The organism is Micromonospora reichwaldensis, assembly GCF_031845925.1.
Taxonomy (GTDB): domain Bacteria; phylum Actinomycetota; class Actinomycetes; order Mycobacteriales; family Micromonosporaceae; genus Micromonospora; species Micromonospora reichwaldensis.
The window spans coordinates 90,709-106,240 of sequence record NZ_JAVRFL010000012.1 but is presented as its reverse complement, the minus strand read 5'-3'; the positions used below and the strand labels follow the sequence as shown (position 1 = coordinate 106,240).

The 15,532-nt window shown below is 74.3% G+C and carries 14 protein-coding genes; 10 read left to right on the top strand and 4 right to left on the bottom strand.

The window, feature by feature from the left end; all coding sequences use genetic code 11:
- Positions 1 to 99 precede the first annotated feature (99 nt).
- The 5 genes from RM555_RS12530 to serS all read left to right on the top strand — a co-directional run bounded on the left by RM555_RS12530 (position 100) and on the right by serS (position 5,570).
- Entirely contained in the window at positions 100 to 549 is a 450-nt protein-coding gene (locus RM555_RS12530) for a hypothetical protein (RefSeq protein WP_396888748.1), read from the top strand.
- Entirely contained in the window at positions 546 to 1,724 is a 1,179-nt protein-coding gene (locus RM555_RS12525) for an alcohol dehydrogenase catalytic domain-containing protein (RefSeq protein WP_311411900.1), read from the top strand. The genes RM555_RS12530 and RM555_RS12525 overlap by 4 nt, the downstream gene beginning before the upstream one ends.
- Positions 1,725 to 1,768: 44 nt before the next feature.
- Positions 1,769 to 2,950: a saccharopine dehydrogenase family protein gene (locus RM555_RS12520; protein ID WP_311411899.1), complete on the top strand. Its 1,182-nt coding sequence runs from the start codon at positions 1,769 to 1,771 to the stop codon at positions 2,948 to 2,950.
- 90 nt (positions 2,951 to 3,040) lie between these two features.
- Positions 3,041 to 4,117, top strand: a complete 1,077-nt coding sequence (locus tag RM555_RS12515) for a DNA polymerase III subunit beta family protein (protein WP_311411961.1) — start codon at positions 3,041 to 3,043, stop codon at positions 4,115 to 4,117.
- A gap of 169 nt (positions 4,118 to 4,286) precedes the next feature.
- Positions 4,287 to 5,570: a serine--tRNA ligase gene (serS, locus tag RM555_RS12510; RefSeq protein WP_311411898.1), complete on the top strand. Its 1,284-nt coding sequence runs from the start codon at positions 4,287 to 4,289 to the stop codon at positions 5,568 to 5,570.
- A gap of 22 nt (positions 5,571 to 5,592) precedes the next feature.
- Here the strand turns inward: serS and RM555_RS12505 are convergent, their stop codons facing one another.
- The 3 genes from RM555_RS12505 to RM555_RS12495 form a co-directional block, all read right to left on the bottom strand.
- Positions 5,593 to 7,059 carry an NADH-ubiquinone oxidoreductase-F iron-sulfur binding region domain-containing protein gene (locus RM555_RS12505; RefSeq protein WP_311411897.1) on the bottom strand — a complete coding sequence of 489 codons (1,467 nt, stop codon included), beginning with the start codon at positions 7,057 to 7,059 and terminating at the stop codon, positions 5,593 to 5,595.
- Positions 7,056 to 8,522, bottom strand: a complete 1,467-nt coding sequence (locus RM555_RS12500) for a ferric reductase-like transmembrane domain-containing protein (RefSeq protein ID WP_311411896.1) — start codon at positions 8,520 to 8,522, stop codon at positions 7,056 to 7,058. Before RM555_RS12500 ends, RM555_RS12505 begins: the two co-directional genes overlap by 4 nt.
- Before the next feature lie 124 nt (positions 8,523 to 8,646).
- Positions 8,647 to 9,072 carry an NUDIX hydrolase gene (locus RM555_RS12495; protein WP_311411895.1) on the bottom strand — a complete coding sequence of 142 codons (426 nt, stop codon included), beginning with the start codon at positions 9,070 to 9,072 and terminating at the stop codon, positions 8,647 to 8,649.
- Between the two features lie 157 nt (positions 9,073 to 9,229).
- Between RM555_RS12495 and RM555_RS12490 the strand changes: the two genes are divergently transcribed.
- The 5 genes from RM555_RS12490 to RM555_RS12470 all read left to right on the top strand — a co-directional run bounded on the left by RM555_RS12490 (position 9,230) and on the right by RM555_RS12470 (position 13,317).
- Positions 9,230 to 9,730, top strand: a complete 501-nt coding sequence (locus tag RM555_RS12490; RefSeq protein WP_311411894.1) for a YcxB family protein — start codon at positions 9,230 to 9,232, stop codon at positions 9,728 to 9,730.
- A 373-nt stretch (positions 9,731 to 10,103) separates the two neighbouring features.
- On the top strand, positions 10,104 to 11,552 hold the full coding sequence (locus tag RM555_RS12485) for an alpha-amylase (protein WP_311411893.1): 1,449 nt from the start codon (positions 10,104 to 10,106) through the stop codon (positions 11,550 to 11,552).
- An 83-nt stretch (positions 11,553 to 11,635) separates the two neighbouring features.
- Positions 11,636 to 12,541 carry a L,D-transpeptidase gene (locus tag RM555_RS12480; protein ID WP_311411892.1) on the top strand — a complete coding sequence of 302 codons (906 nt, stop codon included), beginning with the start codon at positions 11,636 to 11,638 and terminating at the stop codon, positions 12,539 to 12,541.
- Between the two features lie 150 nt (positions 12,542 to 12,691).
- Positions 12,692 to 12,901 carry a type II toxin-antitoxin system VapB family antitoxin gene (locus RM555_RS12475; protein ID WP_151456768.1) on the top strand — a complete coding sequence of 70 codons (210 nt, stop codon included), beginning with the start codon at positions 12,692 to 12,694 and terminating at the stop codon, positions 12,899 to 12,901.
- Positions 12,898 to 13,317 (top strand): PIN domain nuclease, encoded by a 420-nt coding sequence (locus tag RM555_RS12470; protein WP_311411891.1) that lies wholly within the window; start codon positions 12,898 to 12,900, stop codon positions 13,315 to 13,317. The genes RM555_RS12475 and RM555_RS12470 overlap by 4 nt, the downstream gene beginning before the upstream one ends.
- Before the next feature lie 14 nt (positions 13,318 to 13,331).
- Here the strand turns inward: RM555_RS12470 and RM555_RS12465 are convergent, their stop codons facing one another.
- Complete coding sequence (locus RM555_RS12465; protein WP_311411890.1) at positions 13,332 to 15,479, bottom strand: prolyl oligopeptidase family serine peptidase; 2,148 nt, start codon at positions 15,477 to 15,479, stop codon at positions 13,332 to 13,334.
- Positions 15,480 to 15,532: the final 53 nt, after the last annotated feature.

The following is a 15,532-nucleotide window of genomic DNA, read 5'->3' as shown; positions in this document are numbered from 1 at the left end:
GCTTCACCCCACCCCGGCCGACCCTGGTCGTACGCGGGCGACCGGCCGCGCGCGCCGGTGCGCGTCCGGCGTGGGAGGGGACCGGGAGGCGGGGCCGAGGTGGACCGGAGACGACGGCTGGCGGGCGCGACCACGGTGGCGCTCGCCGTCGCGGCGGCGGGCCGGGCGCTGGCCGTACGGCGGCACTGGTCGGCCTGGCCCCGCGCGGCCGGCGCCGACCCGCGGCCCGCGCGCTGGCAGGTGGTGACCGTCGACCGCCCGCCCGGCGAGGTGCTGCCCGGCGGCCGCTGGCCGGAGCCCCTGCGTCGGCTCGGCCGCGCGGTGCAGGTCGAGCTGCGGCCGGCCCCCGGCTGTCGGGGCACGGAGCTGGCCGCCCGGCCGGTGCCCGGCGCGGCGGCCCCGGCGGGGCTCGCCGCCCACCTGGTCGGCGACGATCCCGGGTTGCTGGTCCGGCGGGCGTTGCGGGAGGTCAAGCAGCTCGCCGAGACCGGCGAGGTGCTCCGCGCGGACCGCTGGCCGGCCGACCGTCCGCCGGGACCGCCGCGGTGAGGGCGCTGTGCTGGGTGGGCGCGGGCGAGCTGGCGGTACGGCAGGTGCCCGACCCGGAGCTGCGCAACGGCCACGACGTCATCGTCCGGGTCCGGCAGAGCGCCACCTGCGGCGGGGATCTGCCGCTGCTGGCCGGTCGGGTGCCGTTCCTCGCCGTCGGGGACGTGCTCGGCCACGAGTTCCTCGGCGAGGTGGTCGAGGCCGGGCCGGAGGTACGCCGGCACCGGGTCGGCGACCGGGTGGTGGTCTGCTCGTCGGTGGCCTGCGGCAGTTGCTGGTACTGCCGGCGCGACCTGCCCTCCTGCTGCGACAACGGCAGCGCCGACCCGGCGGTCACCGAGGCGGCCTGGGGCCATCCCACCGGCGGGGCGTTCGGCCAGCCCCGGGCGATGGGCGGCTTCGCCGGCAGCCACGCGGAGTACGTCCGGGTGCCGTACGCGGACGTCGGCGCGTTCACCGTGCCGGAGGTGGTCAGCGACGACCGCGCCCTGTTCGCCTCCGACGCCGCGCCGGCCGGCTGGATGGGCGCGGACCTCGGCCAGGTGCGCCCCGGCGACGTGGTGGCGGTCTGGGGCGCGGGCGCGGTCGGGCAGCTCGCGGCCCGGGCGGCGGGGCTGCTCGGCGCGGAGCGGGTGGTCGTCGTCGACGCCGACGAGGAGCGGCTGCGGATGGCCGAACGGCACGCCGGCGCGGAGACGATCGACCACCGGCTCGCCGACGTCGTCGCCGAGCTGCGCGAGCGCACCGGCGGGCGGGGCCCGGACGTGTGCGTCGAGGCGGTCGGGGCGGCCTGGGACGGGCACGGCCCCCGGTCGCTGGCCGAGCGGTTCACCGGCGGCGCCGAGCGACCGGCCGCCGTCCGCGAGGCCGTGCACGCCTGCCGCAAGGGCGGCTCGGTCTTCCTGCTCGGCGAGTTCACCGGCTTCGTCGACACCTTCCCGCTCGGGGCGGTCACCCAGAAGGGGCTGACGGTGCGGGGCGCGCGGCAGCACGGGCAGCGCTACATCCCGATGCTGCTGGAGCGGATGGCCCGCGACGAGCTGCGTACCGAGCACCTGGCCACCCACCGGCTGCCGCTGGAGCGGGGGGCGCACGGATACGCGCTGTTCCGGGACCGGGCCGACGGCTGCGTCCGCGCCGTACTCAGCCCCGATCTTCCGGCCGCCGCCGGCTGAGGCGGAGCGCTGCGGCCCGCCGTGCCGGGTGGCAGACTCGGCGGATGCGTGAGCAGCGGACATACGACGTCGTCCTCTTCGGGGCCACCGGCTTCACCGGGGGGCTGACCGCCGAGTACCTGGCCCGCAACGCTCCGCCGGGGCTGCGCTGGGCGCTCGCGGGGCGCAACCCCGGCCGGCTTGCCGCCGTACGGGACCGGCTGGCCGCCATCGACCCGGCGCTGGCCGGGCTGCCCCTGCTCACCGCCGACGTCACCGATGCGGAGTCGCTGCGGGCGGTCGCCGAGAGCGCCCGGGTGGTGGCCACCACCGTCGGCCCGTACGTGCACCACGGGGAGCCGCTGGTCGCCGCCTGTGCCCGCGCCGGCACCGACTACCTCGACATCACCGGCGAGCCCGAGTTCGTCGACCTGATGTACGTGCGCCACCACGCCGAGGCGGAGCGCACCGGGGCGCGGCTCGTGCACGCCTGCGGGTTCGACTCGATCCCGCACGACCTGGGCGTCTGGTTCACGCTCAAGCACCTCCCGGACGACGTGCCGATCACCGTCGACGGCTTCGTCCGGGCCGGCGGGCGGTTCTCCGCCGGCACGTACCACTCGGCGCTCACCGCCTTCTCCCGTACCGCCGAGGCGTCCCGGGCGGCCCGCGAGCGGCGGCAGGTCGAGCCGCGACCGACCGGGCGGCGGGTACGCGCGGTGCCCGGCCGCCTCGCCCGCTCGAAGGAGCTGGGCATGTGGATCGTGCCGCTGCCGACGATCGACCCGCAGGTGGTCCGCCGCTCGGCCGCCGCCCGCCCGGAGTACGGGCCGGACTTCCGCTACCGGCACTTCGCCGCCGTGAAGCGGCTGCCCACGGTGCTGGCCGGCGGAGTCGGGCTGGGCGGGCTGGTGGCGCTGGTGAAGCTGCCGCCGACCCGGCGCTGGCTGCTCGGCCGGCTCGCCTCCGGGCAGGGGCCGACGCCGCAGCAGCGGGCGAAGTCCTGGTTCCGGGTCCGGTTCGTCGCCACGGGCGGCGGGCGGCGGGTGCTGACCGAGGTGGCCGGCGGCGACCCCGGCTACGACGAGACGGCGAAGATGCTCGGCGAGTCGGCGCTCTGCCTGGCCGGCGACGAACTGCCGGCCACGGCGGGGCAGGTCACGCCGGTGGCGGCGATGGGCGACGCGCTGCTGGACCGGCTGGTACGGGCGGGGATGACCTTCCGGGTGCTGGACCGGCCCCGCTGAGCGCAGCCCTCGACCGTCGGGCCGCCCGGCCCGGCGCGGGTTGACCCTCGACCAGGTTGAGACGACAGGATCAGCGCCGTGGAGAGCGACCTGCGCAGCATCGGCGAGCTGGCCCGGGCCAGCGGGTTGACCGTGAGCGCCCTGCGGTTCTACGACTCGGCCGGGGTGCTGGCCCCGGCCCTGGTCGACCCGGTGACCGGCTACCGCTGGTACACGGGCGACCAGGTGGCCCCCGCCCGGCTGGTGGCCGGGCTGCGCCGGGTCGGCATGCCGGTCGCCGGGATCGCCGCCGCCCTGCGGTCCGAGCCGGCCCAGATCCACCGCCTGCTCGACGCGCACCTGCGCCGGTTGGAGGACGGTCTCGCCGGCGCCCGCAGGGAGCTCTCCCGGATCCGTACGCTCATCGACACCGGGGAGCCCGCCATGACCACCCGTCTCGTCCTGTCCCGCGCCGACCTGGCCGCCGCCGTGGACGCGGTCCGCTTCGCCGTCGGCACCGACCCCGACCTGCCGGTGCTGGCCGGCGTGCTGTTCGAGTCCGACGTCGACGGCGTACGGCTGGTGGCGACCGACCGGCACCGGCTGGCCGTCGCGCGGGCGGACGCCCGGGTCGACGGGCCGGCGGTGCGGGTGCTCGCCCCGGTCGCCTTCGTCGACGAGGTGCGGGCCCTGCTCGACACCGGTGCGGGGAGCACCCCCGAGGCCCGGATGACGGTGGCCGCCGGCACGATCTCCGTCTCCGTCGCGGGCCGCACGGTCGACGCCGCCGTCCTGCCGTACGACTTCCCGGACCACCGCCGGCTGCTCCGCCCGACGCCCGACGACGGGCCGGCGCACCGGCTGACGGTCGACGCCGACGCCCTGCGTGCGGCCCTGACCAGCGCCGACGCCCCCGTCGTCACCCGACGGCACGACGGCCTCCCGCTCGCGGTGACCGTGCTCGGCCCGGACGGCCGGGGCGGGGTGCGGCTGCTCGGGGCGGACGAGCTGGCCGGGGAGTCGGACGCGTTCCGCGTCGGGGTGAACGGCGGTTACCTGCTGGAGGCCCTCGACGCGGCCGGCCGGGGCCAGCTGCTACTGGAGCTGGACGGGCCGATCGCCCCGCTGGCCGTGCGCCGGCCGGACGACGTCGAGGCGTTCTCCGTCCTGATGCCCATCCGGCTCTGACCGCCTGACGTGTAAGGAAGGGCACCTTCCTAACGCAATGCGTTAGGAAGGTGCCCTTCCTTACACCGAAGCGCGGCGGAGGTCGTCGAGACCGGGCCGGGGCGCGAGCGGGCCGCGGCGGTAGCATCGGTGGGTCCACCCGACGTCCGGACGGAGCGTACGGAGCAGCATGCTCGACATGGAGTTGATCCGGAAGGATCGCGAGGCGGTGGCGACCGCGCTGGCGAAGCGACTGGATCCCGCCGAGGTCAACCGCGCCCTGGACGAGATCCAGCGGCTCGACCAGGAACGCCGCGCCCTGATCAGTGGCATCGACGGCGAGCGGCAGCGCCGCAAGGCCGAGGCGCGCGCCTACGCGGCGGCGAAGCGCGCCGGCACCGAGCCGGAGGTCTCCACGCCCGAGGCGGGGCGCAAGCAGCTCGCCGAGCTGGAGTCCGAGCTGGACGAGGTGCAGGCGCGGCTGCGCACCGTGATGAGCGAGCTGCCCAACCTGCCCGCCGACGACGTGCTGCCGGGCGGCAAGGAGGCCAACCGGGTCGTCCGGGCCTTCGGCGAGCCGCCGGCGATCGAGAAGGTCCGCGACCACATCGAGCTGAGCCGGATGCTGGGCCTGGTCGACCACGAGCGCGGGGTCAAGCTCGGCGGCTCGGGCTTCTGGATGTACACGGGCATGGGCGCCCGGCTGGAGTGGGCGCTGCTCAACTTCTTCGTCGACGAGCACATCCGCGCCGGCTACGAGTTCCTGCTCCCGCCGCACCTGCTGCTGGACACCGCCGGCTTCGCCGCCGGGCAGTTCCCGAAGTTCTACGACGACGTCTACCACCTGGACCGGGAGTCCGCCCCGCGCGGGCAGTTCCTGCTGCCCACGTCGGAGACGGCGATCCTCGGGGCGTACCAGGACGAGATCCTGGAGACGGCGAAGCTGCCGCTGAAGGCGTTCGCGTACACCCCCTGCTACCGCCGCGAGGCGGCCGGCTCGCACTCGGACGAGCGGGGCACCGTCCGGGGCCACCAGTTCAACAAGGTGGAGATCTTCCAGTTCTGCCTGCCGGAGCAGGCCGACGCCGCGCTGGAGGAGATGCTCCTGCACGCGGAGAGCCTGGTCGAGAAGCTGGGCCTGCACTACCAGCGCACCCTGCTGTCGGCGGGCGACGCCAGCGCGTCGATGAAGAAGACCCTCGACATCGAGGTGTGGATGCCGAGCACCGGCAAGTACAAGGAGGTGTCGTCGGTCTCCTGGGCCGGCGACTACCAGGCGCGCCGGGCGGCCATCCGCTACCGCGAGCCGGGCGGCAAGCAGACCCGCTTCGTGCACACCCTCAACGGGTCGGCGCTGGCCACCAGCCGGCTCTTCCCGGCCATCCTGGAGCAGTTCCAGCAGCCCGACGGCTCGGTGCTGGTCCCCGAGGTCCTCCAGGCCCGTCTGGGCACCGACCGCCTCACCCCCCGCTGACCCGCCGGCCTCCCCCGCCCCCTCAGGGGGCGGGGGTGAGTCGCAGCGCGAGTTCGGGGCAGACCTTGACCGCCTTGCGCGCGCCCTCGCGCAGCCAGGTCGGCACGGGGGTGGGCGGGAAGGCGGGGTAGCCGTTCCCGTCGAGCCGGATGAAGTCCGGCACCACGTGCGCGCACAGCCCGTGCCCGTCGCAGCGGGACCAGTCCAGCGTGAGCCGCTGCGGATTCGGGTCGGGGGCGCCCGGCAGGCCCATCACCGCCCGGACCCGCCGGCCACAACCCTCGCCGGTGGTGTGCAGCCGCAGGTCCTCGGCGAACACCTCCATCGCGGAGAGCGCGAACCGGGCCGTACCGTCGGGGTGGCTGCACGCCCCGCGGCCCTTCACGTCGCCGGCGGCGGCGCGGACCACCTCCACCGGGGCGCTGCCGGAGACCGCCAGGTCGACGGCGCGGGCCAGGTCGGGCAGGCCCATCCGGCACGGGCCGCACTGCCCCGCGGACTCGCCGGCCAGGTAGCGCACCACCTGGGCGGCCTCGCCGAGCGGGCAGGTGTCCGCGCCGAGCGGGACGAGGATGCCCGCGCCGAGGGTGCCGCCCACGGCGGCCAGCCCCTTGCGGGAGATCTCCGCCCGGTCGGCCGCCTCCCGGGTGATCCACCTGCCGTGGTAGCCGCCCGTCAGGATGCCCGGCCCGTCCGGCGCCTCGCACAGGTCGAGGATCTCGCGCAGCGCGGTGCCGGCCGCGCACTCCACCACCGCCGGGCGTCCCGCCGCACCGGTGACGGTGAGCAGCACGGTGCCCGGCTCGTCGTCGGTGCCGAGCGCCGCGTACTCGTACGGGCCGAGCCGGGCGGCGACCGCGAGCTGGGCGTACGTCTCGGCGTTGGAGAGCAGGGTGGGCAGGCCGCCGACGCCGGAGTCGCTGGAGCGTCGCTTGGTGCCCGGCGGGATGTGCGGCATGCCGTTGATGCCGTTGACCAGCGCTCCGCCCTCGCCGGAGATGAACCGGTGCGGCACGGTGACGATGCTGGTCGGCGACGGCATCCGGCGTTCCTCCAGCGCCTCGGTCAGGGAGTCGCGGCCCACCCCGTCGTCGGCCACCCCGACGACGATCTCCTCGGCGTCCAGCGCGTACGCGGCCAGCGCGGCGCCGTCGAGGACCAGGTGCGGGGCCCGGGTGAGCAGCACCTTGTCCTTCCAGCTCGCCGGCTCCCCCTCGGTGGCGTTGACCACCACCACCGCCGGGAGGTCCCGCCGCTCGCAGGACTCCAGCACCGCGCGGAGCTTCCTCGCGAACGGGAAGCCCGCGCCGCCCTTGCCCTTGAGCTGGACGCCCTCGGCGAGCCGGAGCAGGATGGCCGGTTCCATCGGCCCGACCGGCCCGTGCACCTCCTCGTGGGCGGGCAGGTCGAGCCGGCCGAACTCGGCGAAGCCGGCGGTGAGCCGGGGCTCGCCGACGCAGGCCACCGGGGGCACGGTCGTCCGGATCACTTCGCCTCACCCCGCAGCCCGGCCCAGTACGCCCCGTCGACGGCGTCGGCGTTGACCCGGCGGCGGCGCACGGACCGGCTCTCGCCGGCGGCCCGGCGTGCCCGCCGGGACGCGAGGTCGACCAGGGTCGGGGTGTCGTCGGCCGGCAGCGGGACCTCCTCGGGGACGTACCGGACCGGGGGCCGCCAGTAGTCCGGTTCGAGGTCCCGGTCGTCCTCGACGCTGTGCCGGCCACCGCCGCTGCGCGGCGCGGCGGACACGGGCCCGGCGGACACAGGCCCGGCGTAGATCGGGTCGCTCGGCTCCCAGCGTCGGGGGCTGTCCCAGGGTGCCTCGGCCTCCTCGCGGCGGCGGGGCGGCGCGGAGGGGCGCCGCGCCCCGTCCCGCTCCGCCCGGTCCCGGCGAGTGGTCTCGCCGCCGGCGCGGCGGCGGCCGGTGGGGACGGGTTCCGCCGCACGTCGGCGCGGGCGTGCCGGGTCGCGGAGCGTGCCGGGCTCGGGCACGGCCGGCACGGTGAACCGCTCCGGGTCGCGGCGGCGCGCGGCGGGGGCGGACCAGGTGCCGGTGACCGTGGCACCGGCGATCGTGGCGCCGGCCCAGGTCGCCGCGCGCCGCTCCGGCTCCGCCGTCCGGTCGGCGCGGCGGGTCCGACCCCGCAACAGCGACCGGCGCGGGGCGTCCTCGGCCGGCCGACCGGCCAGGGCCTGGTTCATCGCGGCGGCCTGGTGCTGCTCCCGGCGGCGCCGGCCGAGGCTGACGGAGAGGCGGACCAGCAGCGCCAGCACGACCAGCAGGACGCAGGCGAGATAACTCAGCAGCACCCAGGGCTTCGCGGGCCGCCCGGCGTTGAGCCCGTGCACGATGGCGAACGGCCAGGAGAGGTACGCGGCCGAGTGCAGGGTCCGCCAGAGCCACTTCGGACCGACCCCGGCGAAGCGGGCCCGGACGACACCGGTCCAGAGCACGCTCACCATCAGCAGGGCGGCCACCGTGCCGAGGCCGACGTAGAGGCCCCGCCCACCGACGAAGGGGACCACCGCGTCGGTGCTCGCCGCCCGCCCGGTGGCGATCTTCGTGAGCACGTGGAAGACCAGCCCGGCGACGCCGAGGATGCCGGTGGCCCGGTGCGCGGACTGGAGCAGCACCCGGTGCCGGATCAGCAGCACCAGCCGGTCGGTGGCGAGCAGCCCCATCATCACGGTGAGGCTCAACGCCACGAGGGCGACGACCCCGGCGAAGAACTCGGTGAAGAAGAAGCCGTACGCGTACGCGGCCGAGCCGGCGCCGGTCAGCATGGTGGCGGCCCACAGCGCGGCGAGCGCCGAGAGGGTCAGCAGGGCCACCGCGGGCCGGGACCGGGTGCGGGCCCCCCGGCTGGTGCTGGTGGTCCGGACGGTGGGCGGCTTCTGGTTCCGTTGTGCCCGGGCCATCTGCTCCTCGATCGTCTCGCGGCGGCGCACCACCGGCCGGCCCTGTTCCCCATCGAGTACGGACGGGCAGGGCGGGCGGATCACCGGCGCGCGGAAATTCCGCGCACCGGTGCCGGAGCGGGGGCCCGCGTGTGATCTTCAGAGGGTCCGGTCGTGGTCAGGCTCGATGCTCGCCAAGGACCTTGCTGAACAACGCGAGGTAGCTGTCATGAGCCAGGGACAGTTCTCCGAGCGCGTCCTCGGTGAACCACGCGATGGCGTCGTGTTCGTCCGGCGCGGCGTTGACCGGAGACCCCGTCCACGCTTCGATCAGCCAGATCTGCATGTCGAACGTGTCGGCATGAACCTCGTGCACGGGCGGACCCAACGGCGCCGCGATGTCGATGCCCAGCTCCTCCCGAAGCTCCCGGGCGAGTGCCGCGCCGGGCAGCTCCCCGGGATCCACGTGCCCACCGGGCATGTCCCAGACGTCGGGATACCAACGGCGCTGAGGAGATCGGTGGCACAACAGCACCCGATTGTCGTCCCGCAGCAACGCCGTGACGATGCGAACCTTGGGAGAGCCCTCCGCGGAGATCGACACAGGCGCATTGTGCCACCCGATCCTGCTGCGACGAGGCAGGCGAGAAGGTCATCCCGGGGCGGTGCGTCGAGGGTCGTACCGCTGATGACGGACGATCCGGCCAGCCGGTGCGAGTCAGGCGCTGCCGACGAACGGTGGGGGGCACTATCGTTCTGACGTGCACATCCGTTTCGACGTCCCCGCCGATCCCGCCTACCCGGGCCGCGTGGCCGCTGCGCTCGGCAGTGTCCGGTTGCGCAAGTTCGGCTACGTCGGCGCGGCACTGGCAGCGGTCGGGGCGATCGGGTTCGCCGTCTCGCGGGGGTTCTCGTGGGGTGACCGGGTCTCGTCGCTGTGCATGGCGATGGTCCTGGGTGGCCTGCTGTCGATGATGTACTCGCCGTGGGTGCAGTGGCGGGCCCGGCGTCGCTCCGGTCGCTACGCCGTCGAGGGCGCCTACGACATCACCGACGACAACATCATGATGCGCAGCGGCTCGGAGTCCGGTGGTATCGCCTGGGACGGGGTGGCCCGGGTGCGGGACACCCCCGAGTTCTGGATCGTGTACGTCGGCCGGATGCCGGCGACCGTGATCCCACGCCGCCTGATGTCCGCTGAGGACGCGGAGACATTGCGGGCCTTCATGGCCGATCGCGGGCTGCTCGTCGGCTCCGCCTGACAAGTCTTCAGGCGAGCCCGGCACCTCTCCTGACGCCTGCCGGTGCCGCTGCTTCCCGGACGGGCGGGGATGGCAAGCTGCCATGGTGTCTGCGGAGCCGCGCGGCGACTACTCCTGGCTGTTCGACCTGGTGGCGGTCGATCCGGTCGTACGCCACCATGATGCGGCCACCTGACCACTCGGTCGCCGGCGCCTGGCCGTCATACGGGGCCGGCAGCCCCGAATACATCCACGCATGCCCATGCATTGACAGCGCTTGCAATGCGCTTGTAACCTTTCGGAAATTTTCAAGCCGTACTGCAAGATCCTGGCACCACCGGGGCCTCCCGGCCTCGCCACCGCCCCGTCCCCCATCCCCCGTCAGGAGTCCTCCATGCAGAGACGTCGACGGTTGTCGGCGATCGTCGCCCTCGGCGTGATCGCCGGCCTGATCGTCCCCACCGCCGCGACCGCTCCCCCGGCCGGCGCGGCCCCGGCAGGCAGCAAGAAGGTCATCGCCAACCTCTTCGAGTGGAACTGGTCGTCGGTGGCCACCGAGTGCCGCACCAATCTCGGCCCGAAGGGGTACGGCTGGGTGCAGGTCTCGCCGCCCCAGGAGCACGTGCGGGGCTCGCAGTGGTGGCTGGCGTACCAGCCGGTCAGCTACCGGATCGAGTCCCGCAAGGGCACCCGCGCGCAGTTCAAGTCCATGGTCGACACCTGCCACGCCGCCGGGGTGAAGGTGGTCGTCGACGCGGTCGTCAACCACATGTCCGGGCAGGACAACGGCGGCACCGGCTGGGCCGGCTCGGCGTACGGGCACTACGACTACCCGGGGATCTACCAGACGCAGGACTTCCACCACTGCGGCCGCAACGGCGGCGACGACATCGCCAACTACAACGACCGGTGGGAGGTGCAGAACTGCGAGCTGGTCAACCTCGCCGACCTGAAGACCGAGTCGGACTACGTCCGGACGAAGATCGCCGGCTACCTCAACGACCTGCTCTCGCTGGGCGTCGACGGCTTCCGGATGGACGCCAGCAAGCACATGCCGGCCGCCGACATCGCCGCCATCAGGGGCAAGCTGTCCCGCTCGGCGTACATCGTGCAGGAGGTGATCCACGGCGCCGGTGAGCCGATCCAGCCGGGCGAGTACACCGGCAACGGCGACGTGCACGAGTTCCGCTACGGCAAGGACCTGGCCCGGGTCTTCCGTTCCGAGAAGCTGGCCTACCTGCGCAACTTCGGCGAGGGGTGGGGGCACCTGCCCAGTGGGTCGGCGGCCGTCTTCGTGGACAACCACGACACCCAGCGCGACGTCGGCGGGGTGCTGACCTACCGCGACCGGGGCATCTACGCGCTGGCCAACGCGTTCATGCTCGCCTGGCCGTACGGCTCCCCGACGGTGATGTCGAGCTACACGTTCAGCCAGCGCGACCAGGGCCCGCCCTCGGACAGCTCGGGACGGACCCTGAACGCCACCTGCTACTCCGGCTGGGAGTGCGAGCACCGCTGGCCGGTCATCGCCAACATGGTCGGCTTCCGCAACGCCACCGAGGGCGCCGGCGTCGTCAACTGGTACGACAACGGCAACAACCACATCGCCTTCGGCCGGTCCGGCAAGGGCTACGTCACGATCAACGACGAGGACTCCGCGGTCAACGGCCGGTCATACCAGAGCGGGCTGCCGGCCGGCCGCTACTGCGACGTCGTCCACGGCACCTTCAGCAACGGCACGTGCAGCGGGCCGGTGATCACCGTGGACGGCGGCGGCTGGTTCGCCGCGAACGTGCCCGCCCACGACGCGATCGCCATCCACGTGGGCGCGCGGCTGAGCTGAGGCTCCGCCCCTGTGGACCCCGTCCCGGCCGGCATTCCGGCCGGGACGGGGTTTCGCCGCCGTTCACCCGTTACAGTTAGTATGTGCGTTTTGACCGAATAGACCGGCGACAGGTCCGCGCGCTAGCCGCCGTCGGCGTACCCCTGCTCCTGCTGGCCGGCGGGGCCACCGGCTGGGTGCTGACCCCCGGGGCCGAGCCCACCGCGCCGCCGGTCGTCGTCGGGCCGCCCGCGCCGACCGGCGCGGCCCCGACCAGCGCCACGCCGGAGCGGGTGCCCGTCGCCGCGCCCGCGCCGGACGACCTGCCGGTGGTCGACTACGGCCCGGCTCCCACCGGCTTCCCGGCCGATCCGGACACGATGGACACCACGCCGCTGACCGAGGGCCTGCACCCGACCCGCCGCGTCGCCGCCTACACCGCCCCCGGCGGCCGGCCGCTGGCGTTCCTCGACCCCACCATCAGCGGCGTCGAGCTGACCATGCCGATCGCCCAACGGCGGGCCGGCTGGACGGCGGTGCTGCTCCCGTCGGCCAACCGCACGCTCGCCTGGCTGCCGCCCGGCGGCCACACCACCGTGGCGCTGACCGACCAGATCGTGATCGAGCGCAGGCACCACCGCCTCACCTGGTATCGCGCCGGCCGGGCCGTGCGCAGCTGGGAGGTCAGCCTCGGCCAGCGCGGCCAGGAGACCCCGCTGGGCCGGACCTTCATCCTCGGCCGCACCCCGCCGCCGCAGAGCGTGTACGGGGGCGTCGACATCTACGCCCTCGGCTCGGTGCCCGACGACCCCGACTCGGTGCCGGCCGGCCTACGCGGGGCGCACATCGGCATCCACAGCTGGTACCACGACGGCGAGCTGGGCCGGAACACCACCAACGGCTGCATCCGGCTGACGAAGAGCGGGCAGCGGGAGCTGCTGGCGAAGGTCCGCCCCGGCACCGAGGTCGTGGTGGTCGACGAGCTACCCGCCCCGCCCCCGACGGCCTGAACGCCGGTCCCGACCTCACCGACACCCCGCCGTCGAGAACAGTCGCGGTCGGACCAGGCAGGCACCGCCAGCAGCCAGGCGCGCGGTAATGATATCAACTTTAGGCCAGGTTGATATCATCGGCAGGTCCCACCTACCGAGGAGTCAACCGTGAGCCGGACGATTCTCGACGTCGATGACGAGCTGCTTGCCGAGGCCGGCAAGATCCTCGGCACCACGACCAAGAAGGCCACCGTCAACGCGGCCCTCAAGGCGATCGTCGACCGCGAGAAGCGGCGACAGTTCGCCGACTGGCTCAAGAGCGGCGGGCTGCCCGATCTCACCGGCCCCGTCGAGGCGACCAAGCCGGACGCGGCGTGAATCACGAGCACTACCTGCTGGACAAGTCAGCGCTCGCCCGCTGGCCCAAGCCACGCGTGGCCCCGGTACTCGAGGAGCTCTCCGAGCGGGGGCTACTCGCGGTCTGCGGGGCGGTGGAGATCGAGGTCATCCACAGTGCTCGCACCGCCAAGGACGCACAGCGTGCCCGGTGGCTGCTGAGCGGCTTCCGGTGGCTGTCCACGCCCGACGAGATCTGGGACCGGGCGATCGACATCCAGGTGCAGGCGCTGCACAAGGGCAACCACCGTGCACTTTCGATGGCGGATCTGCTCATCGCGGCCACCGCCGAGCGACATGGAGTCACCGTCCTCCACTACGACGGCGACTTCGACATGATCACCTCAATCACCGGACAGCCCACGACCTGGGTCGTTCCGGCCGGCACCGCCGACTGACACCGGGTAGCCGCTCAGCCGTCGGCTGTCTGCCTTCCCGCCCGGCGGGCCGGTGCAGTCGCCCCGGACGCCCGGTCGATGGACTCGACGTCGACCGGCACAGGTTGGCGCGGCAGGGGCGGGCGCGCCTGCCCGGCCAGCTTTCGCCACAGGAACTCCAGCGTCAGCGCCCAGACGAAGGCGCGCTGCTCGTTGTTGGCCGCCGCGCCGTGCCCGCCCTCGACGTTCTCGTAGTAGGACACGTCGTGGCCGCGCTCCAGCAGCCGGGCCGCCATCTTGCGGGCGTGCCCGGGATGCACCCGGTCGTCGCGGGTCGAGGTGACGAGCAGGACCGGCGGGTACGCCCGGTCGCCGTCGACGTTGTGGTACGGCGAGTATCCGCGCAGGAACTCCCAGTCGGCCGCCACGTCCGGGTCGCCGTACTCGGCCATCCACGAGGCGCCGGCCAGCATCCGGTGGTAGCGCCGCATGTCCAGCAGCGGCACGTGCGCGACGACCGCCCCGAAGAGCGACGGGTGGCGGGTAAGCATCACCCCCGTCAGGAGGCCGCCGTTGCTGCCGCCTTCGACCCCGAGCCGCTGCGGCGTGGTGACGCCCCGGGTCACCAGGTCCGCCGCCACCGCCGCGAAGTCCTCGTACGCGCGGGGCCGGTTCTCCCGTAGCGCAGCGCGGTGCCACCCGGGGCCGTACTCCCCGCCGCCCCGGATGTTCGCCACCACGTAGGTGCCGCCCCGGGCCAGCCAGCCCCGGCCGATCACCCCGCTGTAGTGCGGGGTCAGGGGGATCTCGAACCCGCCGTAGCCGGTGAGCAGCGTCGGACCGGCGGGCGCGTCCGGGTCGCCCACCACGAAGTACGGCACCCGCGTGCCGTCGGCCGAGGTGGCGAAGAACTGCCGTACCGCCAGGCCGTCCGCGTCGAAGGACGCCGGTGCCCGCTTGAGCGTCCCGACCGCTCCGCCGACCTGCCCGAGGCGCAGCGTCGCCGGCTGGAGGAACCCCTCCGAGACGAGCAGGTAGGCGTCGTCGTTGTCCGGGTCGGTGTCCACGACCTCGCTGTTGTCGAACTCCGGCACCCCGGGCAGCGCCTCCCGCCGCCAGCCCTCCCCGTCGGGCGTCAGCACCTCCAGCCGGCTCTTCACGTCGACGAGGGCCGCCAGGATCAGCCGGTTACGGGTCCAGGACCAGCCGCTGAGCGCCGTACGGTCGTCGGGGCGGAAGAGCACCGTCATCTCCCGCTCCCCGGCGAGGAACGCGTCGAACCGGGTCGCCAGCAGGGCGCCCGCGGGGTGGGTCACCCCGTCGACCGTCCACGGCGAGCGCGGCCGGACGAGCAGCCACTCCCGGTGCACGTCCCACCCGGCGTCCTCCGGCACGGCCACCGGGATCCGCTCCCCCGTCGCGGTCAGCAGGTGCTGCTCCGAGCGGTAGAAGTCCAGCCGGCGGCCCACGAAGTCACGCTCGAAGCCGGGCGTCGGGTCGTGCGAGGCCCACACGGCGACGTCGTCGGCGTGGCCCTCGTGGACGATCTCGGCCTCGGCCAGCGGCGTGCCCCGCCGCCACCGCCGGACCACCCGGGGATAGCCCGAGGAGGTCAGCGAGCCGGGCCCGAAGTCGGTGGCGACGTAGACGTGGTCGGCGTCGATCCAGCCCACGTCGCTCTTCGCCTCGGGCAGCGTGAAGCCGTCCTCGACGAAGACGCGGCGGTCGAGGTCGAACTCCCGCACCACGACCGCGTCGCCCCCACCCCGGGAGAGGCTCACCAGGGCGCGCCCGTAGCCGGGCCGCAGCACCGTCGCGCCGCCCCAGACCCAGCTCTCGCCCTCCTCGGCGGCCAGCGCGTCCAGGTCGAGCAGCACGTCCCACTCCGGCTCCGACCGGCGGTACTGCTCCAGGGTCGTCCGTCGCCAGACCCCGCGCGGGCGCGCCGCGTCGGTCCAGAAGTTGTAGTAGAGATGGTCGCCGCGCCACCCGGGGTAGGGGATGCGGTCGTCCGCGTCGAGCACCTGGCGGAGCTCGGCCCGCAGGGCGGCGAACGCCTCTCCGCCGGCCAGGGCGGCCACGGTCTCCGCGTTGCGGTCCCGCACCCACCGCGCGGCGTCCGCGCCATCAAGATCTTCCAGCCAGAGGTACGCGTCGTCGCTCTCCACGGTCAACCCAGCCACCTCGCCACTATCCCCGACGGGGCGGACACACTCGGACCCGGCCGGCTGTCGGC